Consider the following 20,714-nt stretch of genomic DNA (forward strand, 5'->3'; position numbering starts at 1 on the left):
GTCCGGTCCCGTGGCTCGGGAGCCGTTGCCCAGGGACACTAGTCACAAGACGGACACAAATGGAAGGGGTATTCCGCGGAGTGGAAGCGGCGGATCAGGTTGCGGGCGGTCCTTGGCGCACCTTCTCCAGGAGGGACTCGGGCGAGTCGTTCGAGGGATCCCACCAGGACTCGATCCACCAGGTGACCCCGGCGTCGGCCATGATGTGGGCCTGCTCGGCCGCCTCGGCCGGGTCCGTCGAGAGCTTGCCCTGCAGGATCACGTCGAACGGCCGGTCGTCGCCGCGGCCCGCCGTGCGGTTCCCGACCGCTTCGTCGGACCGGTGCTCCGTGAGCCACTCGACCAGCCCGGTGATGTGCTCCGACGCCAGGTCGTCCGCCGTGCCGCGCAGCTGCGGGACGATCCCGTCCCAGCGCAGCGTGCGCTGCAGGTTCTTGGTGGGCGGCCGCTCCGCGTCCCACACGCCGACCGGCCAGACCGGGATGCGGCCGTTGACGGGACGCTCCGGGAAGCGGAATGGTCCCGTGCTGATCTGCTCACCGCGGAACTCGAACTCCTCCCCGGACCAGGATCGCTCGAGCCACTCGAGCGTCTCGTCCAGCAGGGCGGCCCGCTCCTTCAGCCCCGTGGCCTGACCCGGGACCGAGGTGAACCCGCGGTCATCGGTCACTCCGACGCCGACGGGCAGCACCAGACGCCCGCCGGACAAGCGGTCCACGGTGAGGGCACGCTGTGCAAGCTCCCACGGACGGTGGCGAGGCACGGCGAACACCATCGCGCCGAGGGCTATGCGTTCCGTCACGGCCGCGACGGCGGCGAGGACGGCGAACGGGTCGTAGACCGGCATGGCCCACTCCCCGTCGAGGTTGATCGCGTCCCACGTGAAGAATCCGTCCCAGCCGTGCGCCTCGCTCTCGCGTGCGAGCGCGACATGCTGGTCGATGGTTCCGAAGCTGCTGATGAAACCGAACTTCATGCCGTTCCTCCGTGCGTCCAGGGTGCTCGTCCGACGTCATCGACCACGCTACGCCGGACCACTGACACGGTTAGGGTGAGGCCGTGACCAGCGCCGTCGAGAGCACCCAGAGCGAGAGCACCAGCACCGTGGAGACCAGCCTCATCGAGACCGACGCGACCGGTCAGGGCACCGTGGAGATGTGGACCGACGGCGCGTGCAAGGGCAACCCCGGCCTGGGCGGCTGGGGCGCGCTGCTGCGCTTCGGCGAGCACGAGAAGGAGCTGTTCGGCGGCGAGAAGGTCACCACGAACAACCGCATGGAGCTCACCGCCGTCGTCGAGGCGCTGCGTGCGCTCAAGCGCCCGAGCACCGTCATCATCCACGTCGACTCGTCGTACGTGATGAACGGTATGAAGACCTGGATCGTGGGCTGGAAGCGCAACGGCTGGAAGACGGCGGCCAAGCAGCCGGTCAAGAACGTGGACCTCTGGCAGGCGCTCGACGCCGAGGTGGCCCAGCACGAGGTCAGCTGGGTCTGGGTCAAGGGCCACGCCGGCGACCCGGGGAACGAGCGGGCCGACGCCCTGGCGAACTTGGGCGTCGACAGCGTGCGCTGACCGCGGACCCGGCAGGAAACCCGCGGCCCAGCAGGTCGTAGTGCGAACGAGACCGAAGTCACGTCACGGCGATTGGCGCGCACGAATACCCTTGTCCCATGGCTTCCCACTACGACGTCGTACTCCTCGGTGCGGGCCCCGGCGGCTACGTCGCCGCCATCCGCGCTGCCCAGCTCGGTAAGTCCGTTGCGATCATCGAAGAGAAGTATTGGGGCGGTGTCTGCCTCAACGTGGGCTGCATCCCTTCCAAGGCTCTGCTCCGCAACGCTGAGCTGGCCCACATCTTCAATCACCAGAAGGACCTCTTCGGCATGACCGGAGACGTCACGTTCGACTTCGGCAAGGCGTTCGACCGCTCGCGCGACGTGGCCGGCGGCCGCGTCAAGGGCGTCCACTTCCTGATGAAGAAGAACAAGATCACCGAGCTCGACGGCCGCGGCACCTTCCGCGACGCGAACACCATCGACGTGGCCCTCAACAAGGGCGGCACCGAGACGGTGACGTTCGACAACGCGATCATCGCGACCGGCTCCGAGGTGCGCCTGCTGCCCGGTGTCGAGCTGTCCTCCAACGTGGTGACCTACGAGGAGCAGATCCTCACGCGGGAGCTGCCCAAGTCGATCGCCATCGTCGGCGCCGGCGCCATCGGCATGGAGTTCGGCTACGTCCTGAAGAACTACGGCGTGGACGTCACGATCATCGAGTTCCTCGACCGTGCGCTGCCGAACGAGGACGCGGACGTCTCCAAGGAGATCGCCAAGCAGTACAAGAAGCTGGGCATCAAGGTCCTGACGTCGACCGCGGTCCAGACCGTCAAGGACGACGGCTCGTCCGTCACCGTCTCGTACAAGGGCGTCAAGGACGACAAGCCGGGCGAGCTCGTGGTCGACAAGGTGCTCATGGCCGTCGGCTTCGCGCCCAACGTGAGCGGGTTCGGTCTCGAGAGCACGGGCGTGGAGCTCACCGACCGCGGCGCCATCGCCATCGACGACGTGATGCGGACCAACGTGCCGCACATCTACGCCATCGGTGACGTCACCGCCAAGCTCATGCTGGCGCACGTCGCGGAGGCGCAGGGCGTGGTCGCCGCCGAGACCATCGCCGGGGCCGAGACCCAGACGCTGGGCGACTACCGCATGATGCCGCGTGCCACCTTCTGCTCGCCGCAGGTCGCCTCCTTCGGCCTCACGGAGCAGCAGGCGCGCGACGAGGGCTACGACGTCAAGGTGTCGAACTTCCCGACCATGGCCAACGGCAAGGCGCACGGCCTCGGCGACACCACGGGCTTCGTCAAGCTCGTCGCGGACGCCAAGTACAACGAGCTGCTGGGCGCGCACATGATCGGCCCGGACGTCTCCGAGCTGCTGCCCGAGCTCACGCTCGCGCAGAAGTGGGACCTCACGGCCGACGAGGTGGCGCGCAACGTGCACACCCACCCGACGCTGTCGGAGTCGGTGCAGGAGACGGTGCACGGTATTGCCGGGCACATGATCAACTTCTGAGACCGGTCTCCCGGTTTCTCGGGAGTCGAACCTGGTCAGAGGCCCGGATCCGCGGAATTCCGCGGATCCGGGCCTCTTTGCGTCCTGGGGTGTCTTGGACACCTATGGACGTGAACGGTCCCAAATTCCCGCCACTTATGGCACGGGGATGGCACGACGGCGGACACGAACCAGGAGGTTGACCGATGGGGATGACCAGGAGCGATACGACGGCCAGGCAGCGTCGAGAGGCGTGGGGGAGCCTGCGGAAGCTCCCCTCGAAGCGCTGGCAGGCCCGGTACACGGGGCCGGACGACCAGACCTACTCGGCGCGGACCGAGGACGACAAGCCGCTGACGTTCCTCACCAAGGGAGACGCGCGCGAGTGGCTCAACGGTGTGCACGCGGCGATCAGCCGAGGGGAATGGCTTCCGCCCGCCGAGGCCGTCCGACGGCGTCGGGCCGCCGCAAAGGCTGCAGCGGCGCGGGACGTGACGTTCCGCGAGTACGCCGAGCGGTGGCTGGAGCGCATCGCGACCGAGCCCGGCAAGGGCGGCAAGCTCCGCCGGCCGGGCACCGTGCTCGCGTACCGAGGGCGGGTGCGCAACTACCTCATGGCCCCGCTCGGGGACATGAAGGTGCGGGAGATCGACGCCGAGCGGGTGCGTGCCCTCGTGATCAAGCTCGTCGCCATGCCGTCGGTGCTCAAGGAGGACGCCAGGCACAACGGGATCGCCGGCGACGCCGTCGACGTGCTCAAGATGATCCTCCGGGCAGCGGTGCGTGACGGGCTCCTCGCGAAGATGCCGGACGTGCCGACGCCGACCCGGAAGTCCGTGCGGCACGACGACGCCCACACGCCCGAGGACGACGTCGCCACGCCAACTCAGGTCGACGCGCTCTACGAGGCCGTGCCGGAGCTCTGGCGGATCGCCGTGCTGTTCGCGGCGTGGTGCCAGCTGCGGCGCGGGGAGGTGCTGGGGCTGCAGCGGCACGACATCGTCTGGAACAGCGACCGGACGGCGGCGACGCTGTACGTGCGTCGGCAGAAGAACGGGAGCACGGGCAAGCTCACGGATCCGAAGTCGGACAGCGGCCTCCGGTCGATGTCGGTCCCGCCGCTCATGATCGAGCGGCTGCGCGAGCATCTCGACCAGAACGTGGGGCGGGGACGGACGGCGCCGGTGGTTCCTGGTGGAGTGCGGGGCAACCAGTACCTGTCGGCGTCGCGATGGAACGGCATCTGGGCGGCCGCTCGGGGCGCGGTGGCGGGACTTCCGGACGGCTACCGGTTCCACGACCTGAGGCACACGGGGCTCACCCGGATTGCGCAGGAGGGAGCGACCCTGGCCGAGCTCATGCGTCGTGGTGGGCACTCCGATGTGACGGTGGTGCTGCGGTACCAGAAGGCGACGATGGCCCGGGACATCGAGCTCGCCGCACGCATGAGTGTGACGGCGGGGGAGGAGATCCGGCTGGAGGAAGCACGCATCAAGAGCGGGGGTCATAACGTCGGCTGACATGACTGGTCACTGATCAGGCCCGGTGGCAAGAGCGAGGGTGCTAAGCGCCCTTGCTCGCGACATCGATGTCCACTAGGTACCCGAAGAGGCGGTGATCGCCACGGTCGCCTTCGCGGCCGTCGGCTCGTTGCGCCGGATCGGCAGTCCCGGTCCCTGCTGCGGCGAATTGCGCCTGAGGGTTGTTCGCCGATTGCTCGAGTTGTGCACGCACAACTGCGATCGCGGTCACTGTCCCCTGGATCGTCTCGTCGACATCGCTGTGGTGCTCTTCGCTGCCGAAGGACTGGGCCGCCACTGCCTCGTCGAAGATGTCCTCCAGGACCTCATCGTGACCGCCGTGGGAGATCCCCCATTCGATGTCATCCCCCACAGCGAATGGGGCTCCGCAGCACTGCAGCTGCCAGTCGGAGTACCACACCTTGATCTGCACCACGCAATCCTCAGAGTGTTCGAAGAGCTTGTCCAACTCATGCCATCGTCACCAGGGCGCAAGGGCGAACCTCTGCGGCCATGCACCTCTCGGTGCGGAGTCATGCCGAGTGGGCTGTTGGCATCGCGACGACGAGACGCTGGGTCAGCTCGTCGAGATCGACCCGGATCAGACGGCCCAGGCGGTAGCCCGTGATCGTGCCGTCGGCGATGCGGCGACGCAGCGTCTTGACGGACACATGAAAATGCTTGGCGGCGTCGGCCAGCGGGACCAGGTGGGTGGGTAATGGGCTGATGTGCGGCATGAGGGCTCCTTTCGGAAGTTCCGGCTCTATGTCACAGGTGTGCACCCAACTCCGGCAGGCGCCCCGCCATGTGCCGGTTCCCGACTCAGCCCGCAAGATGCCTCGCCGGGCGGCGTGGAGCTCTCGCAGCTCAGTCGTCGAAATCGAACCCGTCCGCATCGGCTGCAGCGACCAGGCTCCGCATCCTGCTGCCGTCCATGGCGACGCCATCCATCAGTTCGCCCAACGCTTCGAGTGCGGCTTGGTCCTCGCCGTAGGCGCAGAACATGTCGCCCTCCGGGTCGTAGTCGAACCGGCTCCCGAGAGAAGGAGCCTCGGTAGCGACCAGCCTGCGCGCGACGCCCTCCCAGAAGTATCCGTTCGGCTCGTGCCCGAGTTCCTCGACCAGTGCGTCGACCGGCGTCGTCCCGGCGTGCAGCAGCAACGAGAACCTCCCGGGAGCGGTCTCGACCAGCTTCGGTACCGTCATGTGCCGGAACGTAGCACTCGTGACCGACTCCACCGCGCTGTTCGATCGGACGCTAGTGGGCGTCCTGACCTTGTATGGCTCGTCGTGGGGTGGGCCACCGCGGGGAGCGGGTGGGATCGGGAGCGACTGTATGTGGGTGTGCCTGGGCGCGGAGGCTCGAGAGACCGGAACCGCACTCACTCGCCCTTGTTTGGACGCCCTGGTGGCATGTGGCAAGCACTGCGCGCTCTTTGCGCGACCTGGCGTCACACGGGTGTGTCAGCCGACGCGGGTGGGTGGGGCGCAGCGCTGAGTGCGGGCCGTCTCAGCTTCCACAGTGTCGGGGCTCCTGGCAGGAGCTCGTCGATCGTCTCGGTGATCACGAAGCCGTGCTGTCGGAAGGACGTAACTTCGCCCGGGGTGGACGCGAGGGCTGACACGGTCTCGCCGTCCAGGTCCGCTTCGGAGAGCCCGTCGCGCATGAGGGCATCCTTAATGCCGATGCTCTGGTGGTCGGGGTGTACTGCGAGGGCGCTGAGGAGCCAACCGGTTTCACCCTCGAGCACGGGGCGTAGCGCAGTGTGCACGGCGACGAGGTGGGGCCAGGCGTCTCCCATGCGGCGATGGAGTTTCCCGGTGACGCGGGCCAGGCGCGGGTCGATCGGGTTGTAGGTTTCGTGGGCGATGACGTTTTCCCAGAGGGCCAGCCCGATGATCCGCCCGTCTTGCACTGCCACTCGTGCGGCCGAGGCGGGTGTGATCAGGCGCAGTGCTTCGCGGAAGTGGATCAGGGTGGGCAGCGCGCGTCGCTTGGTGTCCGGCACCATGTAGATGCTGAGTGGATCGTCGGCCAGCGCGTCAGCTACGAGCCGGGCGGCTTCCTTGCTTTGCCGCGGCCGGAAGTCGGTGATTCTCACGGCCTGGAGCGTATCGAGAGCGTGGGCAGCGCCAGGCGGGTTTCATCCAACGTGGCGATGAAGTCTTCTGGGTGTTGGGCAGCTGGTCAGGTCGGCGTCTCGGGCAAGGTCGCGCCGTAGAGCTTGGTCATGCGCTCCGCGACGGGCAGGGCGAGCAGAGCGACTGTGTCCGTGTGCTCGTCGTCGGTGCGTCGGAGCCGGTCGGCCCCGACGCCGGTGTACCAGTCGGACATGACCTGCACGGCCGGTGCCGGCCCATAGCGCAGCAGGAGGTCGAGCGGGTCGTCGTCGTGCACGAGGTCGTGCAGCCAGAAGTTGCTCGCTGTCGCGAGATGCCGGTTCGCGACCGGGTGATCGGGCCAGGCGGCCAAGGCTGCGCCGACGTCACCGGTCAGGGCGGCGAACGTTGCGAAGGCGTCGGTGACGCTGTGATGCGGATCGGGTGTGGTGATCAAGTCCGCCCACCAGGCGGCGACGAACTCTGTGATCACCTCCGGTTGCGGCGCAGGCCAACCGCGCCAGTCAAAGCGTGCCAGGCAGTGTTGATCCGCCCAGAAAGTGTGGACCGTCCCGTCGGCCATGGCGCGCGCGAGCTGGGGAAGGATTCGACGGACCATCGCCTCGTGGTCCTGGAGGATGCCCAGTGACTCGTATGCCAGCGAACCGAGCGTGACGGGGTCGATCTGCGCACCGGAGACTTCTAGCTCCGGCACGCCGTCGTCGCCGTAGCAGTGCGTACATGGGTTGTCCGCAGCGCAGGTGAAGTCGCCGAACACGCGGTCGACGTCGTCCAGCGCTCTTTGAAGACGCGGTGTCATGCCGCGAATCCTGCCAGGCGCTCACGGCTAAGAAGCGTCTCTTCATCGGGCTCGGCGTGGAAATGCGGCTTCGGTGGAAAGCCGTGTCAGATCTGCGGCTATGGTCCGGGCCATGACTGAGACTTCGCAGGGTGTGGTCCTCGGCGGCATGCTCCCGGACCAGAAGGTAGTGCTGCCGGCTGGTGTGGACGTCGTCGGGCTGGTCAAAGCGGTGCTGCGCACGGTGACGTCGGCCATGGAGATGGTCAGTGCGTACGAGGCCGTGGAAGCTGCAACCGGGTTGGAACGGCGGGTGGTGTCGGTGCTCTGTCATCGCGTCTTCGGAGCCCTCCACGCCCGAGCGATTGGGGTTCCGCTACCCGGGGCGGTGGACGCGGTGGACGCGGCGGTCGCCGCAGCGGTTGCCACCAAGGGTGGCCTGGTCGCCGATTTCTTCCCCGTGACCACGCCCTTTCCCCACCTACCCGCAGACTTGCCGCCGGGCATGCTGACCTATGTGCCCTGGTCCGGCCGGACGGGTGCCGGGGTAGTCGACCCGCGGGCATGGGTGACGACGGACTTCCTCGAGGACATCGGTACCCCCTATGCAACGCTGCGGGCCGCTGCGGGCCGGACCGGTCTGTACCCGGTTGTCGTGGACTTCACCGACGATGGGCCGTGTCCCTGGGGACCGCAGGTCCCGCTCGCTGAAGTGGACGCGCTGGACGCGCTGGACGCAGAGACTGCTCTGCGCGACATCAAGGCGCAGTACACGGATTTCTACGGGGTCGACGACGATGGCGTCCTCAGCCGGTGGTCGGGGCTCACCGCCGCTGCTCGCGGGGCGGCGGACCGCGCAGCGGCGGACTACCTTGCCGACTCCGTGGTCCGCGACTTCGGCGCTGCCCCGAGGACGGCACCCCGCAACGGCCTCGCTCTGGTGCCCGCGCAGCGCAGCGCCGACGTCCTGGCCGTCACGGGCTGGACCGGAGCGGCGAACCACACCGCGACGAAGACCCAGCTCACCGCGGTGCTGCGCTCGTGGGAGGAACGGTTCGGAGCGCGGCTCGTGGTGCTGTCCTCGGCCCAGATCGGGCTGACGATCGCTCACCCGCCCACCGACCTGGAGCACGCCACGGCCATCGCGCACGAGCACCTGATCTTCTGCCCCGACAGCACCTACCAGGGCCGTCACGAGACGTTCGATGAGTACGCAGCGAGTCTGCTCGACCTGGGCATGTGGGTCTTCTGGTGGGACTGAACGCCTGGTCCTGGGGGATCCAGCTCGGCCGCATGATCGCCCGGGCGAACCGCACGACGGCGGCGGCAGCGGAGCGGTCGTGCGCAACCTCGACGCACTTCCCCCACTTTCTAGGTCAGTCGAGGCTTGTCGGGGGACCGTACTGTGCGACGTACGCCTCTTGCTCCGTTGTCAGACTCGCCTTCCCGACGACAGCTCGGTAGAAGATCTCGTTGTCCATCCACCACCGCCAGATGAACTCGGCGAAGGAGTCAGCGACCAGGATGTAGTGCCGGTCCTCGTGGAGGCAGTCCGCGTCCTCGTACTCGTCCGCGTCGAGGTCGAACCCAGCGGGGAAGCCGGTACCGACTACCGCTGAACTGCCGTCCTCGCCAAGGTAGAGCAGCCAGTGGAATACCCACTGGGAGTCGGAGATCAGGTGCACCAAGCGACCGCCGTCGACGGTGACGGCTGTATCTCCGAGATCGAAGTAGGAGCTGGTCGCGCTGCGCAGCCGGTCACGGAGTCCGCCATCCTGTAGGAACCAGGTGAGGTCGTCGGGCAGTGTGGTGTCGCTTCCGGCGAGGTCGGTCACGCCCTGTGCGGAGATGTCCCGCACGGCATCGTCGAAAGCACTGGCCATGTAGTCCATCGGATGGCGAGTTGCGCGTTCCAACCACGCGAGGTCGGCCACATCAACCGGCGTGGGAGGGACCTGGTCGTTCGCGTAACCAACGTAGGTGGCAAGAAGCCTCTGCGGCGCTGTGCCAGGAACTTGAAAGGTCACCCAAGCGCGCGGCAGGCCTGACAAAAAGGACATGCTGCAACGGTCCCAGACCGGGCGGGACCGCATCAATTCCGCAGTACCGAGCGCGTCGCAGTGTCCGGTGAATCGTCGAGCCGTCGGGCTGCTGCTCAGCTTCGTCTCGATCTCGTCGGGTTGTCGTGGAGGCAAGGAAGCCGTAGGTGGAGGAGGCCGATATATCTCAGTGCCGCAGAGCTGCGTGGGCCAGCGTCGCCGCGACCGTGCTGATCTGACTCCGCGCTCGACGTCCTGCGGGCGGTGCGTCGACGTTGACGAGGACGTCGTGCACGTTGGCCGCGTACTGATGGAGGACGTGTCCGGCGACCGGCCGGCCGTCGTCGTGCTCGTAGCCGAGGTCGGTCAGGTGGGCCGCGATCCGGTCCAGGGGCAGCTCGCCGTCAGGTGTGACGGCCGCGTAGGCGAGGACCAGCAGATCGGCGTCGACGACGAACCGCCCGCGCTCCTGCGGCGGGGCGATCGACGCGGCGAGGTGGTCGAACAGCCTCGCGGGCCTGTCGCGGGCGGCGCCGCCGGCGCGGGTGAGGTGCAGCGCTCCCTTGAACTTGCGCAGGAGCTTGAGCTTCTTGACCAGCGCCTCGCGGAAGGCCGCTACCGGGTAGGTGAGGTCCTCGCGGTTCGCCTTGCCGATCCAGTCCGCCATCGTGGGGATCCAGGTGGCTGCTTCTTCCACGGCCGCAGGGCGCAGGTAGCCCGCAGTGGTGAGCGGGATGCCGCCGTCGCCGGCCTGGTCGAGGAACCACAGGTGAGCACCGAGCGCGGTCCGGAGCTCGCCGTCGGGCGGCCGGGTTGGTGAGTCCGGGAGGGCGGCGAGCCTAGTGCCGAGCTCGGCGCCGTCGTTGGTGAGCGAGAGCATGTTCACCAGCTCCAGCAGGCGTGGGTGCAGGCCGCGGGCGCGGAGCGCGTACCAGGGCCGCTCGAGGAGCCCGTTCACCTCGGAGGGCTCGAACCGGTCCGGGTCCTCGACGAGAGCGGCCAGACCCTCGTTCATGTACTCGAATCGGGAGTCCTCCGGTGGTGCTGCGCGCCTTCCGTCCACGCACACGGCCGGGGGAGTGCCCGGCTCGGCGGGCAGGGTCTTCTCCAGGCGGAGCGTGAGCTGCCAGTCGTCGCCGTAGTCGTACACGTACCGCAGCACGTCCCCGGGCTCGCTCAGCAGCTGGTCGAGGCGGGCCTGTTCCTCCGGGGTTCCTTCGGCCTCGCCCTCGGCGACGTCGTACGGGCACAGGAAGAGCTGGGCGCCGCGGTCCCACACGCTCCCGCCGACGGCGAACCGGTGCAGGTGCGAGTCCGCCCACCCGAACGCGTCCTGGATGACCTGGTGCACGACGTCGAGCGTGAGGTCGGAGCGCAGGTCCAGTCGACGCCAGATCGGTGGGTGCGCGTCGTCGAGGTCGATCCGGAGCCGGAGCACGGTCGGGGAAGCTCCCGCCGTCGTCCCGGAGGTCGGCGAGGGGTCGGGGTGATCGCTCACCGGGCCACCGTACCGACCACGGCGGAGAGGCGCTGCGTACGGTCAGCGCTCGTCTCGTTCCTGCCTGCGTTTCTCGGCAGCGTCCAGGAGCTCACCGATCGTGCGCGTACCTTCGGTCGCCGTGGTCGAGGCAGTACCTCCGAGCCGGCGCAGCAGCCGGGCCCTCGCCGCGGCATGGTCGCCCGCCAGCAGCGCGACCAGTGCGTCGTCCTTCACCTTCGTCGGCAGCGCGGTCACCCACTCCCGCGGGGCGGGCTGCCCGACGGCGTCGCGCGGCCGGCTCGTGCTTGCCGCCTCGGCCAGGAGGTCAGTGCCCAGGCGGAGGAAGTCGGCCAGTGCCTGCTGCGCCCCGGTCAGCTCTCCGAGTCCATCTGGGACAGGAGGTTCAAGGACGTCACCGTCGGCGTAGTCGAACGCGTCCTCGTCGATCGCCCACACGCCGATCGCGGCAAGGAACACGAGGTACAGAGGCCGGACGTCGCCGCCGAGCAGCTCGGACCGCAAAGCGGCGAAGTCGCCGAGCGTCCATTCCTCGTCCTCGTCCCAGTAGTCCTCGGTATCGCCCTCGGACCCCAGGTCCAGGATCAGGTTCTTCCCGGACCGGCGGGCGTCCATGTGCTCGCCGACGATGTACTGGTCCAGGTCCACCCCGGACAGCGCGACCGCCGGGACCTTGAGCACCAGGCGCCGCGTGCCCCAGTTCGCGTAGTACAGGTGCAGGTCGTAGTACTTGCGCACGAGCTCGTCCGGGGAGCCCTTGAAGTCGCCCCAGTGGTACTCGTTGACGAACGAGGTGGACGTGATCCGTGCCCGCGTCGACAGGGCTCGCACCGCGGCCTGCTGGTCGGCAGACAGCGGCCGGTCTACCGCGAGGAACTCGTAGTACTGGTACTCGCTCACCGTCGGGAGGCTCCGGGAACATCGGGGGCACGGACACCGAAACCCTAGCGGCAGGGGCTCTCACCTGCGAAGACAGGTTACTCAGGTGCCTCACCAGCGGGTCGGGCGGGCAACTGGCCGGAAGCCCACGCCCAGTCGATCCGCTCCTGCTCCAGGCGCACTCGCGTCCCGTGCCGGTCGGTGACGAGCTCGGCGTAGAGCGCCGCCTCAGCCTCGGTCAGGCGGGTGAGCGCGGCCGCAGTGGGACGATCCTCCTGACCCCAGCGTTCCTCGTGGGCCAGGAGTGTGTCCCGGTCCATCAGCACCGACCGCGCCTGCGGAAGCCACGCGCGGAGGCGGTCGAGAATCGCGAACCCGTGGGTGTCGAGGTCGCCCCAGTAAGTTACGTGGGTGTCCCGGAGCCAGGGGAGCGAGGCAGGCTGGTCGACGTCGAACCCCTTGCCCCACAGGACCAGCCCGCCGACGGGCACCGGCACGCTGAGGTAGGTGACCTCGTTCTCCACGATCAGCGCCTGCGTGATGGCACGGGGAGCGAGTTGCCGGGCCTCGTCCAGGCGCAGCGTCACGTCCGTCACGACGTCGGGCAGGCCGAGCAGGCCTGGTGCGCAGCGCAGCCGGACCATCGCGGGCTTGGCGGACAGGCCGAGGTCGGTCGTGAAACCGGCGGCGCGTGAGGCGACGCCGAGCATCTCCGCGAGCACCGGCCGGTGCCGTTCGACCAGTTTGGTGTCCACGCCAGGTGCGTCGACCTGACGCAGGTATCTGCCGGAGCCGCGGTTGTCCCGCAGCCACCGGTAGGCGGCGGTGATCGCCGGCCACTCGGGCTCCAGTGCCAGCGCTCGCAGTGGCTTTTCGAGCACCCAGGCGCGGACGGCGTCGTCGGGCAGGACCTGGTCGGCGATCGTGAGCACGCGGCCGAAGGCCGCGACGTCGTCGAGGACGCCAAGAAGCCGCCACGCCTGGTCGTACGACGCGACCACCGCACGCCCGGGAAGCTCTGTGCGACCGATGTTCCGGCCACCGACGCTGGTGCTGACCAGGTCGTACGCCCGGCCGCCGCGTGAGCCGGCATCCAGGGAGGCCACCCAGTCGCGCGCTTCGTCGAAGCGCTCGCCGAGGTCGGCGGCTGACGGGCCGTGGACCGGGATGTCGAGCACCGGGAACGGGTCGCCCGCCGCGAGGGCGCGCAGCAGGCTGCCGTCTTCCCATCGTCGGCGTACCTTCGCAGCGATGTCCGACGGCGTCGTCCAACGCGCGGCAGGACGAGCCGCCCGGCCGCTCACGCGCCTCCCTGCCCGGCATGCTCGCGACGCCGCTCGTGGTACTCCTCGATGGTGAGGGTGTGCACGCGGGAGGAGGCACCCGTCGGGTTGTCGACAAAGCCGATCGAGTGCACGTACGGCTCGATCACGTGCACCTTCTGCAGCGGGGTCACGATCAGGAGCTGGAGGCCGAGCTTGGCGAACAGCCCGAGCGCGTACCGGGTCGAGGCATCCGAGCCACGGCCGAACGCCTCGTCGATGACGGCAAAGCGGAAGTCGCGCGAGGCCTCGGCCCCCCACTCCAGGCCGAACTGGTAGGCGAGCGACGCGGCCAGGATCGTGTAGGCGAGCTTCTCCTTCTGGCCGCCGGACTTGCCGTCGGAGTCGGTGTAGTGCTCGTGCTCGTCGCCTGTCTCCCGGTCCTGCTCGGAGGCGGCGAACGTGAACCAGTTGCGCACGTCCGTCACCCGGCGCGTCCACGCCTTGTCGCTATCGGCGTGGTTCTCCCGGCCGCGGAACCGTTCGATGATGCGGCGCACCTCCTCGAACCGCTGCTCCGTGTACGCGTCGTCCGGGCTGAGCACGTTGGTGGTCGCGGCGCGCAGGTCGAACCGGAACTGCTTGATCTCCTGGTTGGGCGTCGGCTCGGCGACAAGCCGCACGATCCGGCCCGGGCTGTAGTCGATCGCCGAGAGCGCGTCGTTGATCCGCTCCACCCGGTCGCCGATCTGCTCGGCCTGCCGGCGCAGCCAGGAGAAGAACTGGGTCAGCTCGCGGACGGCGTTGGTGTTGAGCTGGTGCTTGAACTCGGCCTCGAACCGCGGCAGATCGTCGCGGCGCACCCGGTCCCGCAGACTCCGGTACTCACCGATCGCCGCGACGCTCGCATCCATCTCGGTGGTCGCCTCGGGCCAGCGGCGCCGGACCTCGGCCATCTGCTGCTGGATGTTGGTCACGTAGGCGTTCCGCTGGCGCTGCGCCTCGTCGACGGCCCCGTTGATGGCGCGCGGTAGCGTCGCGGCAGTCGCATCGCACTCCTCGACGGTGGCCGGGACCTTGCGGCCCAGACGTTCCTCCAGCAGGGGATAGCAGTCCCGGGCGCCCGCGAGGGCGGTCTCGTCAAGTGCGTCGATGATGGAGCGTTCCCGGCCGAGACGGCGCTCCGCAGCCCCGATGCCGCCCTTGAGGCCGCCGATCGCCTCGCCGAGGGCACCGATCTGCTCGGCGAACGTGCGCTCCTGCTCGGCGAGCTCGCCGAGCTGCCGGTCGATCTCCGTTAGCCGGGACGAGCCGGCGACCAGCCGGTCGCGCTCGCCGGTCAGTGCCGTCAGCTCGTCGCTGGCCCCGGCCACGTTGATCTCGCGCCAGGTCGGGTACTGGGCCAGGCCCGCCAGGGCCGCGGCGCTGGCGTCGAGGTCGTCCCGCCGGCCTTCCAACGCGCCGAGCTGGTCGTTAACCCCGTTCAGCTCCTCCTGGAGGGCGGTGGCCTCGGCCGTGAGCGCCGCAATCTTCTGCTCGCTGCCGCGGCCGAGGACCCATGTGCGCGGGTCGTCCGCGCGGGTACGGTCGTCCTTCTCGTGCCGGTCCCGGTCCCGGACCAGGCCCTCGCGCGTGACGGCGCGGTCCTCCCTGCGCAGTTGGCCGACGTCGTCGACGCACCGGTGGTCGGCCCGGTACGCGAGCTCGGCCGTCAGGTAGCCGGCGAAGCGGCCGTCCTCGACCTCCAGGACGTCGTACAGACGCAGCCCCGGCCCGCGGTCCGCCGGCCGGGACGGGACGCGGCGCTCGGGGACCCGCAGGTAGACCAGCCGGGTGCCGAGGTGGTGGGCGTTGACCCAGCCGGTCACGTCGTCGTACAGACGCTGGGGCACCAGGAGGTTCTGCGCGAAACCGCGCAAGACCCGCTCCGCGGCGCCGCGCCACTTTGTGTGCTCGTCCCGCACGTCGACGAGCTCGCCGGCGAACGGCACGTCCGCCTCGTCGAGTCCCAGCTCGACGCACAGCCGTTTGCGGAGCTCGACCAGGCGGCCCGGGAGGTTATTGCGCCGGCTCTCCAGTCCGGAGATCTCCTGGAGCAGTGCCGAGCCCGTGCGGTTGATCTCAGAGCGGCGCTCCAGGAGGGGCAGCCGGTCGGCGTCGATGCGGTCGCGTTCGCCCTGAAGCCCCGCGCGTCGGGCGGCGACGTCGGCGGCGCGGATGGTGAACTCCGACGACGACGCGACGTCGTCGAGGCCCGCCTGGTCGAGCAGCAGCGAGTAGGTCCGGCGCCGGTCGGTACGGTCCTGGAGGGTCCGCTCGGCCTTCGGTATGGCCTCCTCCAACACGCCGAGTCGGTTGCCACCTGCGTTTTGCCGCTCGCCGACGAGGCGGTCACGCTGCGGGGCGAGCGACTGCCGGTCACGCTCCAGGTCCCGCTGCTCGCCCTCGCGGGCGGCCAGGGTGGTGCGGTCCTGGTCGAGCGTGGCCGCCAGGATCGACATGGCCCGTTCGGCGAGATACGGAGCGACGGCGTCTCGCTGGCCCACGTGCGACTGGAGCCGTTCGACGGTGTCGTCGAAGCGGTCGCACAGATCGATCAGCGGGTCGAGAGCCGCGAGCTGGTCGGTCGCTCGGCGGACGGCCTCGTGTGCTTTCGTGAGGTTCTCGAAGTGGTCGACGATGCCGCTCACACGGCTCGCAGCGTCGGCGGGCTCCAGCATGTGGCCGCGGACGAACTCGTTGAGGTTGCCCACCGACTTCATCGAGACCGTCTGGTGGAACAGCTCCATCGCCTGCTCCGAACGGATCCCGAGCAGCCGTCGTACCCGCCGGGAGTAGTCGGGGAACCCGTTGTCGATCTGCGCACCCGCCGCGCGCAGCCGGGACCTGAGGGCCTTCAGGTCGGCGCCGAAACCGCTGAAGTCGGGGTCGACCGAGAGGTCCGCCTGCGCGGTGACGAAGAACCGGTCGGGTTGACCGGTGCGGTCCCGCTGGTGGAAGACCTGAGCGATCGTCACCGTCTCGTCGAACCCGGCGTTGCCGAAGACGCCCAGGATCACCGAGTACGACGTGTGGTCGCGCAGCCCGACGGGCCGGGACGCGCCGGTGGTCTCGTTGCGCTCCGACTTGTAGTGGCCCAGCACGTACGAGCGCAGCGTGCGCTCCTTGCTGTCGGCCCCGGCGGCCTTGTTGTACGCGATGCGGTTGGCCGGCAGCAGCAGGGTCGTCACGGCGTCGACCAGGGTCGACTTGCCGCTGCCGATGTCGCCGGTGAGCAGGGACGTCTGCCCCGCCGGCGAGAGCGGCCACACGTGCTTGTGGAACGTCCCCCAGTTGTAGACCTCGATGCGTTGCAGGCGGTAGCCGGTGAGCCGGTCCGCCGACTCGACCTCCACCGCCGAGAACAATGCGTCAGTCATCGGACCCGCCTCCTGTCTGGGCGGTCGCGTACTCGGTGAGCTTCGCGTCGAAGTCGCCCATGGTCGATGCGTCGACGTACGCCTTCAGGACGCGGCGCACCTCCCACAGGTCCGTCTGCCCCCGCAGCTCGCGGAGGAAGCCCAGGTCCCTGACCTGGCCGATCGTGCGCACCGCTTGGTCAAGTACACGCGCTTCGTTGGTCGACTCCGCAAGGAACACCCGCAGCATCTCGACGATCTGGTCGCGGCTCAGGACAAGGCGTCCCTCGCCACCCGTCGCCTCGAACTCGGCGAGGCGCTTGCGCAGCAGCACGAGCAGCAGACTCACGTTGTAGGTCAGGGCACGCCGGTTGACCAGGCGGGGGAGCGGCTCCTCGCCATCCTCCGCCTCCCGGGCGCGCAGGTAGGCGTAACCCTCGACATCGTCGATCACCACGTCGACGCCGATCGCCGCGAAGTGGTCCCGCACCGGCCCCGCGTGACGGCCCAGCGCCACCCACCGGGTCTCGTCCGACTCGCGGTACACGACGCCACGCATCAGGCCGATCACGGCCGTGCCGATCGCCTGTTCCTCCGGGGTCCTCATCGACGGGTCACCGTCACCTTCGGCATCGTGACCCGGCGCGGGACGCCGTCCGGGTCGGTGTACTCGACGACCATCTGCTCGGTGTCGTCCACGTCGACCGCGATCTGCTCCTGGTCGCCGAGCGACAGGTAGCCCACGATCTCGGCGACGCCCTGCTCGACCGGGTACATCAGCACGACATCGCTGAGGACGGCGGTGCTACGCGGCGGCACCACGGCAAGGATGTTGTCGACCAGGCGCGCGGTGTCCACGAACCGCTGCTCCAGCAGGGCGTCGATCTCAGCAGGGTCGGGCTCCTCGGGCGCGATCAGGCTGTCCACCGCCGACGCCGGGACCGTGTCGTACAGGGGCCGTTCGAACGGGAGCGCGACGGCAACCCCGGGCTGGTCGACCTCGAGCCCGACTCCTGACGAGTCCGACGGAGGCGCTGCGCGGACGGCGATCGCGGTCGCCTCGATGGAACGGACAAGGTCGAGGACACGTCGGTTCTCCAGCCAGACGCGGTCCTCGAGGAACCTCCGCAGCTGCTCGGACAGGTTGCGGACCGTCTGCTGGGTGCGCTCGGCGGCGTCGGACCAGTCGTGGTGCACGGTGCGCAACCGCTGGTCGGCGCCGATCCTCGGGATCACCTGCACCTGGGCGAGGAGACCGGCCATCTCGTCCTGGCGGTCCTCGCTGAGCAGGAAGTCGTAGAACGCCTGGAAGCTGCGCCCCTGGTCGGAGGCGGCGATGTCGGTGCGGCTGCCGACCAGCTCGGCGAGCAGCCCGCCCTTGCCGCCGTCCCAGCTCGCGATCTTCTCGCGCGCCGACCGGTCCAGGGCCCGGAAGTTCTCCTCCACCTCGCGGAAGTCGGACAGCAGCTCGCGAGCGGTCGAGGAGAACTGCTGGTACCGGTCGCGTACCGCGGTCTCGTCCATGACCGCGACGTTCCCCGCCTTGACCTGTGCGATCTCCTCGTCGATCTCTGCCCGACGTCGCTGCAGCTCGGCGAGCCGCGCTGCCGGGTCTTCCTGCGTGCCGTGGACGATCTGCCGCAACAGCTCCACCAGGGTGTGCAACCGTGACTCGGTCCCCACGAAGGACCGCGCCTGCAAGCCCTCGACCCACCGGTAGGCCCGCTCGAGCGCGGGCGTCGCGTCGTAGTGGATCTCGTCGGAGTCCGCCGGGTAGTAGCGCCGCAGCCAGCCAGACTCGGTGCCGGACCAGTCGTCGAGGTATGCCTGCGGGTCGGACGGGTAGCGGTCGGGATCCGTTCGGTGCAGGTCCAGCAGGACGTCGTCGAGGGCCGCCGTCAGGTGGCCGGCCGCCGTCGGGCCATGGTTGGCGTCGATGAAGTGCGCGCCGAGGAAGGACAGGATCAGTGGGGCGTTGCGGGCGCGCAGCAGGCGCCACGCGGGGTGGCGCTCCCGGAGCTGATCGACGAGGTCAAGATCCATCGGGAGACAGCGTAGGCGGCGCCACCGACAGTGGTACTACGCGAGCAGGTGGACCTCCGGATGCATCCGCACGGCAGCAGCCAGGAAAGCCCCTTGACGGAGCCGAGACTCGTGGGATCGTGCCGGGCCACGACACTCGTTGTCATCCGTTTTCATCTGGAACTGGGTTCGGGACGTCGAAAAGGGTCTGGTCGCTGCCAGCGCTGGACGGCGGCCGGTTCATATTCCGTGCGGCCATCGCTCGCCGAGCAAACGCATTGGTCTCCGCGAGAACCTCGCGGAACGTGGCCCAGTCCGCCTCGGACGCATTTTCGGCGACGACCGTGGGGTCGTACCGGGCGGACCAGCCCCTGAGGCCAGGCCAGATCGAGGCCCATTGGCGGAGGCTGGCCGGGGCGGAGTGCAGCCTGTCGGCAGGGTGAGCACTCTCGCGGTCTGTGACCGTGTCCACGCCGTTGCCTGAGGCATGAGCGCGATTCGCGTTCTTCCTGACCGTAGCCAGGACCTCTTGGAAATCGGCGGCGGTCACGGGTTCGATGGTCTGCTGGTCGGGATCCATCGCGGCGACGGCTGCTCGTACGGTTGCGTACTCCGGATAAACCGGGTGCCCGTCCTGGATCCGAGCCAGGGCCTCAGTGGCGAGGTTGCGGATGTGGTCGGGCCGGGTGGTGTCGCGGGTGAGGTCGACGAGCATGCTGAGGCGTTCGAGCGTGTTCTGCGACTTGCTGCCGGTGACGATCAGCGCTGCCTGCTCCCGGACCTTGCCCCGTCCTGACTGATCCTGCGCGGCATCTGTCCTGCCCTCAGGCTGTCCCGGTGAGGTCCGGTGGACTCCACCGCTGGCATCGGCCATGGCTGTCTTCTTGTTCTCGTTCCGCCGCGCCCCGCCGAACCGTGTCTCGGCCTGACGACGTTCGGCATCTTCGCGGAGCAGCCCCTTGATCTCGCGGTAGAGGGCTTCCTTCTCCAGCGGTGTGTAGTCCTTGCGTTGGGTGTTCTCGTCGCGCTCGGCCAGCAGTGCTGTGACCGGGTCGGAGATCCCGGAGCGCACCCAGACCTTGATCGACTCCCAGCCCAGGCGCTTGACGGCCTCCAGGCGCCGCCACCCGCACACCAGCACCCGGTCCGGCGTGACGGTGATGGGCTGCAGCAGCCCGAGCTGGTCGATCGACGCGGCGAGCGAATCAAGGTCGCCAGCGTCCTTGCGATGGCGAGCCCCGACGATGATCGAATCAACTGTCACGGTGAGCGCTCCGGCGAGGGCGTCGGCGTCGTCAGGCATTGCGCACCGTCCGTGTCATGCCCGATCGATCTGTCGCGGGCACGATGGCCCTGTGTCCTGACGGTGAGGAACGGGCGACCTGGCCGACGAGCTTCTGATCCGCCAGCAGAGTGGCGATCGGTTCGCCGGACAGGACACGGCGCAGGAGACCGGAGACCTGCCCGAGGCCATCATCGGGTCCCAGGACGATGCGGCACAGGGCGGTCCACGAGCGGTGCGGGATGTCCAGCAGGGTCAGTGGCGTCAGGTCACGCCGCAGGTACTCGAATGCGGTGGCTGGGTTGCCGGCCTCGACCAGGCGGGAGCAGATGTAGTCCAGGCCGTTCGTCGCGACGGCGCGGGGCCAGCCGAGCGCCACGAGCAGCTCGACGATGTTCGCCACGGCCACCGGAACCTCCCCTGGAGCGACGCCGTTGACTGGACTCGGGTCGGCGGAAGTGTCGTCCGGCGACCGGCGCCGGGCATCAGCGTTCGCGTCGAGGTGGTCCGTCCAGGAGCGGTCGTCGTCATCGCGCTCGCCGAACCGGACCACGTCGTGGTGCTCGCCGGACATCAGGCGTCGGGCCTTGCCGGTCGAGCACAGCAGGGCGTCTGCGCGCTCGTTCGCCTGCACGGTCAGTTCCACCGCTCTGGTCACCACCGCCCACGGATCCACGGCACGCGCGGTCGCGGCGGCACGCAGCACCTCGAACGCGGCCACCGCGGCGTCGTGCGGAGTCTGCCGGTACCGGCGGGCCAGCGCACCGAACCGGTGGGCGCAGTGCTCAAGCAGGGCCTCTGCCTCCGGATCGGTGGACCAGACGTCGGGGCCTGCGTCATGCAGTCGAAGCAAGAGTTG

At 69.0% G+C, this 20,714-nt stretch carries 19 protein-coding genes; 4 read left to right on the forward strand and 15 right to left on the reverse strand.

What is annotated here, in order from left to right:
- Positions 1-94: 94 nt before the first annotated feature.
- Positions 95-976 carry an LLM class flavin-dependent oxidoreductase gene (locus tag ACFSL2_RS22945; protein ID WP_377200058.1) on the reverse strand — a complete coding sequence of 294 codons (882 nt, stop codon included), beginning with the start codon at positions 974-976 and terminating at the stop codon, positions 95-97.
- Positions 977-1,155: 179 nt separating this feature from the next.
- On the opposite strand from ACFSL2_RS22945, the gene rnhA reads away from it, so the two are divergent.
- The 3 genes from rnhA (at position 1,156) to ACFSL2_RS22960 (ending at position 4,576) form a co-directional block, all read left to right on the forward strand.
- Positions 1,156-1,575, forward strand: a complete 420-nt coding sequence (rnhA, locus tag ACFSL2_RS22950; protein ID WP_377200877.1) for a ribonuclease HI — start codon at positions 1,156-1,158, stop codon at positions 1,573-1,575.
- Between the two features lie 98 nt (positions 1,576-1,673).
- A complete protein-coding gene (gene lpdA / locus ACFSL2_RS22955) occupies positions 1,674-3,077 on the forward strand; it encodes a dihydrolipoyl dehydrogenase (protein ID WP_377200059.1) in 1,404 nt (467 codons plus the stop codon).
- A gap of 191 nt (positions 3,078-3,268) precedes the next feature.
- Positions 3,269-4,576: a tyrosine-type recombinase/integrase gene (locus ACFSL2_RS22960; RefSeq protein ID WP_377200060.1), complete on the forward strand. Its 1,308-nt coding sequence runs from the start codon at positions 3,269-3,271 to the stop codon at positions 4,574-4,576.
- Positions 4,577-4,619: 43 nt separating this feature from the next.
- Here ACFSL2_RS22960 and ACFSL2_RS22965 read toward each other — a convergent pair whose 3' ends face one another.
- The 5 genes from ACFSL2_RS22965 to ACFSL2_RS22985 all read right to left on the reverse strand — a co-directional run bounded on the left by ACFSL2_RS22965 (position 4,620) and on the right by ACFSL2_RS22985 (position 7,454).
- Positions 4,620-5,009: a DUF6578 domain-containing protein gene (locus ACFSL2_RS22965; RefSeq protein WP_377200061.1), complete on the reverse strand. Its 390-nt coding sequence runs from the start codon at positions 5,007-5,009 to the stop codon at positions 4,620-4,622.
- Between the two features lie 100 nt (positions 5,010-5,109).
- Complete coding sequence (locus ACFSL2_RS22970) at positions 5,110-5,313, reverse strand: helix-turn-helix domain-containing protein (RefSeq protein ID WP_377200062.1); 204 nt, start codon at positions 5,311-5,313, stop codon at positions 5,110-5,112.
- 130 nt (positions 5,314-5,443) lie between these two features.
- On the reverse strand, positions 5,444-5,782 hold the full coding sequence (locus tag ACFSL2_RS22975; protein ID WP_377200063.1) for an Imm51 family immunity protein: 339 nt from the start codon (positions 5,780-5,782) through the stop codon (positions 5,444-5,446).
- A gap of 245 nt (positions 5,783-6,027) precedes the next feature.
- Positions 6,028-6,678: a hypothetical protein gene (locus tag ACFSL2_RS22980; protein WP_377200064.1), complete on the reverse strand. Its 651-nt coding sequence runs from the start codon at positions 6,676-6,678 to the stop codon at positions 6,028-6,030.
- A gap of 86 nt (positions 6,679-6,764) precedes the next feature.
- Complete coding sequence (locus ACFSL2_RS22985; protein ID WP_377200065.1) at positions 6,765-7,454, reverse strand: hypothetical protein; 690 nt, start codon at positions 7,452-7,454, stop codon at positions 6,765-6,767.
- Positions 7,455-7,608: 154 nt separating this feature from the next.
- Between ACFSL2_RS22985 and ACFSL2_RS22990 the strand changes: the two genes are divergently transcribed.
- A complete protein-coding gene (locus tag ACFSL2_RS22990) occupies positions 7,609-8,736 on the forward strand; it encodes a DUF4253 domain-containing protein (RefSeq protein WP_377200066.1) in 1,128 nt (375 codons plus the stop codon).
- Positions 8,737-8,851: 115 nt separating this feature from the next.
- Here the strand turns inward: ACFSL2_RS22990 and ACFSL2_RS22995 are convergent, their stop codons facing one another.
- The 9 genes from ACFSL2_RS22995 to ACFSL2_RS23035 all read right to left on the reverse strand — a co-directional run bounded on the left by ACFSL2_RS22995 (position 8,852) and on the right by ACFSL2_RS23035 (position 20,708).
- Positions 8,852-9,409, reverse strand: a complete 558-nt coding sequence (locus ACFSL2_RS22995; protein ID WP_377200067.1) for an SMI1/KNR4 family protein — start codon at positions 9,407-9,409, stop codon at positions 8,852-8,854.
- A 292-nt stretch (positions 9,410-9,701) separates the two neighbouring features.
- Positions 9,702-11,012, reverse strand: a complete 1,311-nt coding sequence (locus ACFSL2_RS23000; protein ID WP_377200068.1) for a plasmid pRiA4b ORF-3 family protein — start codon at positions 11,010-11,012, stop codon at positions 9,702-9,704.
- Positions 11,013-11,054: 42 nt separating this feature from the next.
- Positions 11,055-11,912, reverse strand: coding sequence for a hypothetical protein (locus ACFSL2_RS23005; RefSeq protein ID WP_377200069.1), 858 nt, complete (start codon positions 11,910-11,912; stop codon positions 11,055-11,057).
- A 77-nt stretch (positions 11,913-11,989) separates the two neighbouring features.
- Positions 11,990-13,195, reverse strand: coding sequence for a Wadjet anti-phage system protein JetD domain-containing protein (locus ACFSL2_RS23010; protein WP_377200070.1), 1,206 nt, complete (start codon positions 13,193-13,195; stop codon positions 11,990-11,992).
- On the reverse strand, positions 13,192-16,572 hold the full coding sequence (locus tag ACFSL2_RS23015; RefSeq protein WP_377200071.1) for an ATP-binding protein: 3,381 nt from the start codon (positions 16,570-16,572) through the stop codon (positions 13,192-13,194). Before ACFSL2_RS23015 ends, ACFSL2_RS23010 begins: the two co-directional genes overlap by 4 nt.
- Entirely contained in the window at positions 16,565-17,158 is a 594-nt protein-coding gene (locus ACFSL2_RS23020) for a DUF4194 domain-containing protein (protein WP_377200072.1), read from the reverse strand. The genes ACFSL2_RS23015 and ACFSL2_RS23020 overlap by 8 nt, the downstream gene beginning before the upstream one ends.
- Positions 17,155-18,594: a DUF3375 domain-containing protein gene (locus ACFSL2_RS23025; RefSeq protein ID WP_377200073.1), complete on the reverse strand. Its 1,440-nt coding sequence runs from the start codon at positions 18,592-18,594 to the stop codon at positions 17,155-17,157. Before ACFSL2_RS23025 ends, ACFSL2_RS23020 begins: the two co-directional genes overlap by 4 nt.
- Before the next feature lie 142 nt (positions 18,595-18,736).
- Positions 18,737-19,876 carry a ParB N-terminal domain-containing protein gene (locus ACFSL2_RS23030; RefSeq protein ID WP_377200074.1) on the reverse strand — a complete coding sequence of 380 codons (1,140 nt, stop codon included), beginning with the start codon at positions 19,874-19,876 and terminating at the stop codon, positions 18,737-18,739.
- Positions 19,869-20,708, reverse strand: a complete 840-nt coding sequence (locus ACFSL2_RS23035; protein WP_377200075.1) for a hypothetical protein — start codon at positions 20,706-20,708, stop codon at positions 19,869-19,871. The genes ACFSL2_RS23030 and ACFSL2_RS23035 overlap by 8 nt, the downstream gene beginning before the upstream one ends.
- Positions 20,709-20,714 lie beyond the last annotated feature (6 nt).

This window comes from Promicromonospora aerolata (genome assembly GCF_042682255.1).
In the GTDB taxonomy this organism is placed as follows: Bacteria; Actinomycetota; Actinomycetes; order Actinomycetales; family Cellulomonadaceae; genus Promicromonospora; species Promicromonospora aerolata.

Excerpts from the sequence above, each read along its gene's own strand:
- ACFSL2_RS22945 (WP_377200058.1), bottom strand. The coding sequence starts at position 976 with ATGAAGTTCGGTTTCATCAGCAGCTTCGGAACCATCGACCAGCATGTC.
- rnhA (WP_377200877.1), top strand. The coding sequence starts at position 1,156 with ATGTGGACCGACGGCGCGTGCAAGGGCAACCCCGGCCTGGGCGGCTGG.
- lpdA (WP_377200059.1), top strand. The coding sequence starts at position 1,674 with ATGGCTTCCCACTACGACGTCGTACTCCTCGGTGCGGGCCCCGGCGGC.
- ACFSL2_RS22960 (WP_377200060.1), top strand. The coding sequence starts at position 3,269 with ATGACCAGGAGCGATACGACGGCCAGGCAGCGTCGAGAGGCGTGGGGG.
- ACFSL2_RS22970 (WP_377200062.1), bottom strand. The coding sequence starts at position 5,313 with ATGCCGCACATCAGCCCATTACCCACCCACCTGGTCCCGCTGGCCGAC.
- ACFSL2_RS22975 (WP_377200063.1), bottom strand. The coding sequence starts at position 5,782 with ATGACGGTACCGAAGCTGGTCGAGACCGCTCCCGGGAGGTTCTCGTTG.
- ACFSL2_RS22990 (WP_377200066.1), top strand. The coding sequence starts at position 7,609 with ATGACTGAGACTTCGCAGGGTGTGGTCCTCGGCGGCATGCTCCCGGAC.
- ACFSL2_RS23015 (WP_377200071.1), bottom strand. The coding sequence starts at position 16,572 with ATGACTGACGCATTGTTCTCGGCGGTGGAGGTCGAGTCGGCGGACCGG.
- ACFSL2_RS23020 (WP_377200072.1), bottom strand. The coding sequence starts at position 17,158 with ATGAGGACCCCGGAGGAACAGGCGATCGGCACGGCCGTGATCGGCCTG.
- ACFSL2_RS23025 (WP_377200073.1), bottom strand. The coding sequence starts at position 18,594 with ATGGATCTTGACCTCGTCGATCAGCTCCGGGAGCGCCACCCCGCGTGG.
- ACFSL2_RS23030 (WP_377200074.1), bottom strand. The coding sequence starts at position 19,876 with ATGCCTGACGACGCCGACGCCCTCGCCGGAGCGCTCACCGTGACAGTT.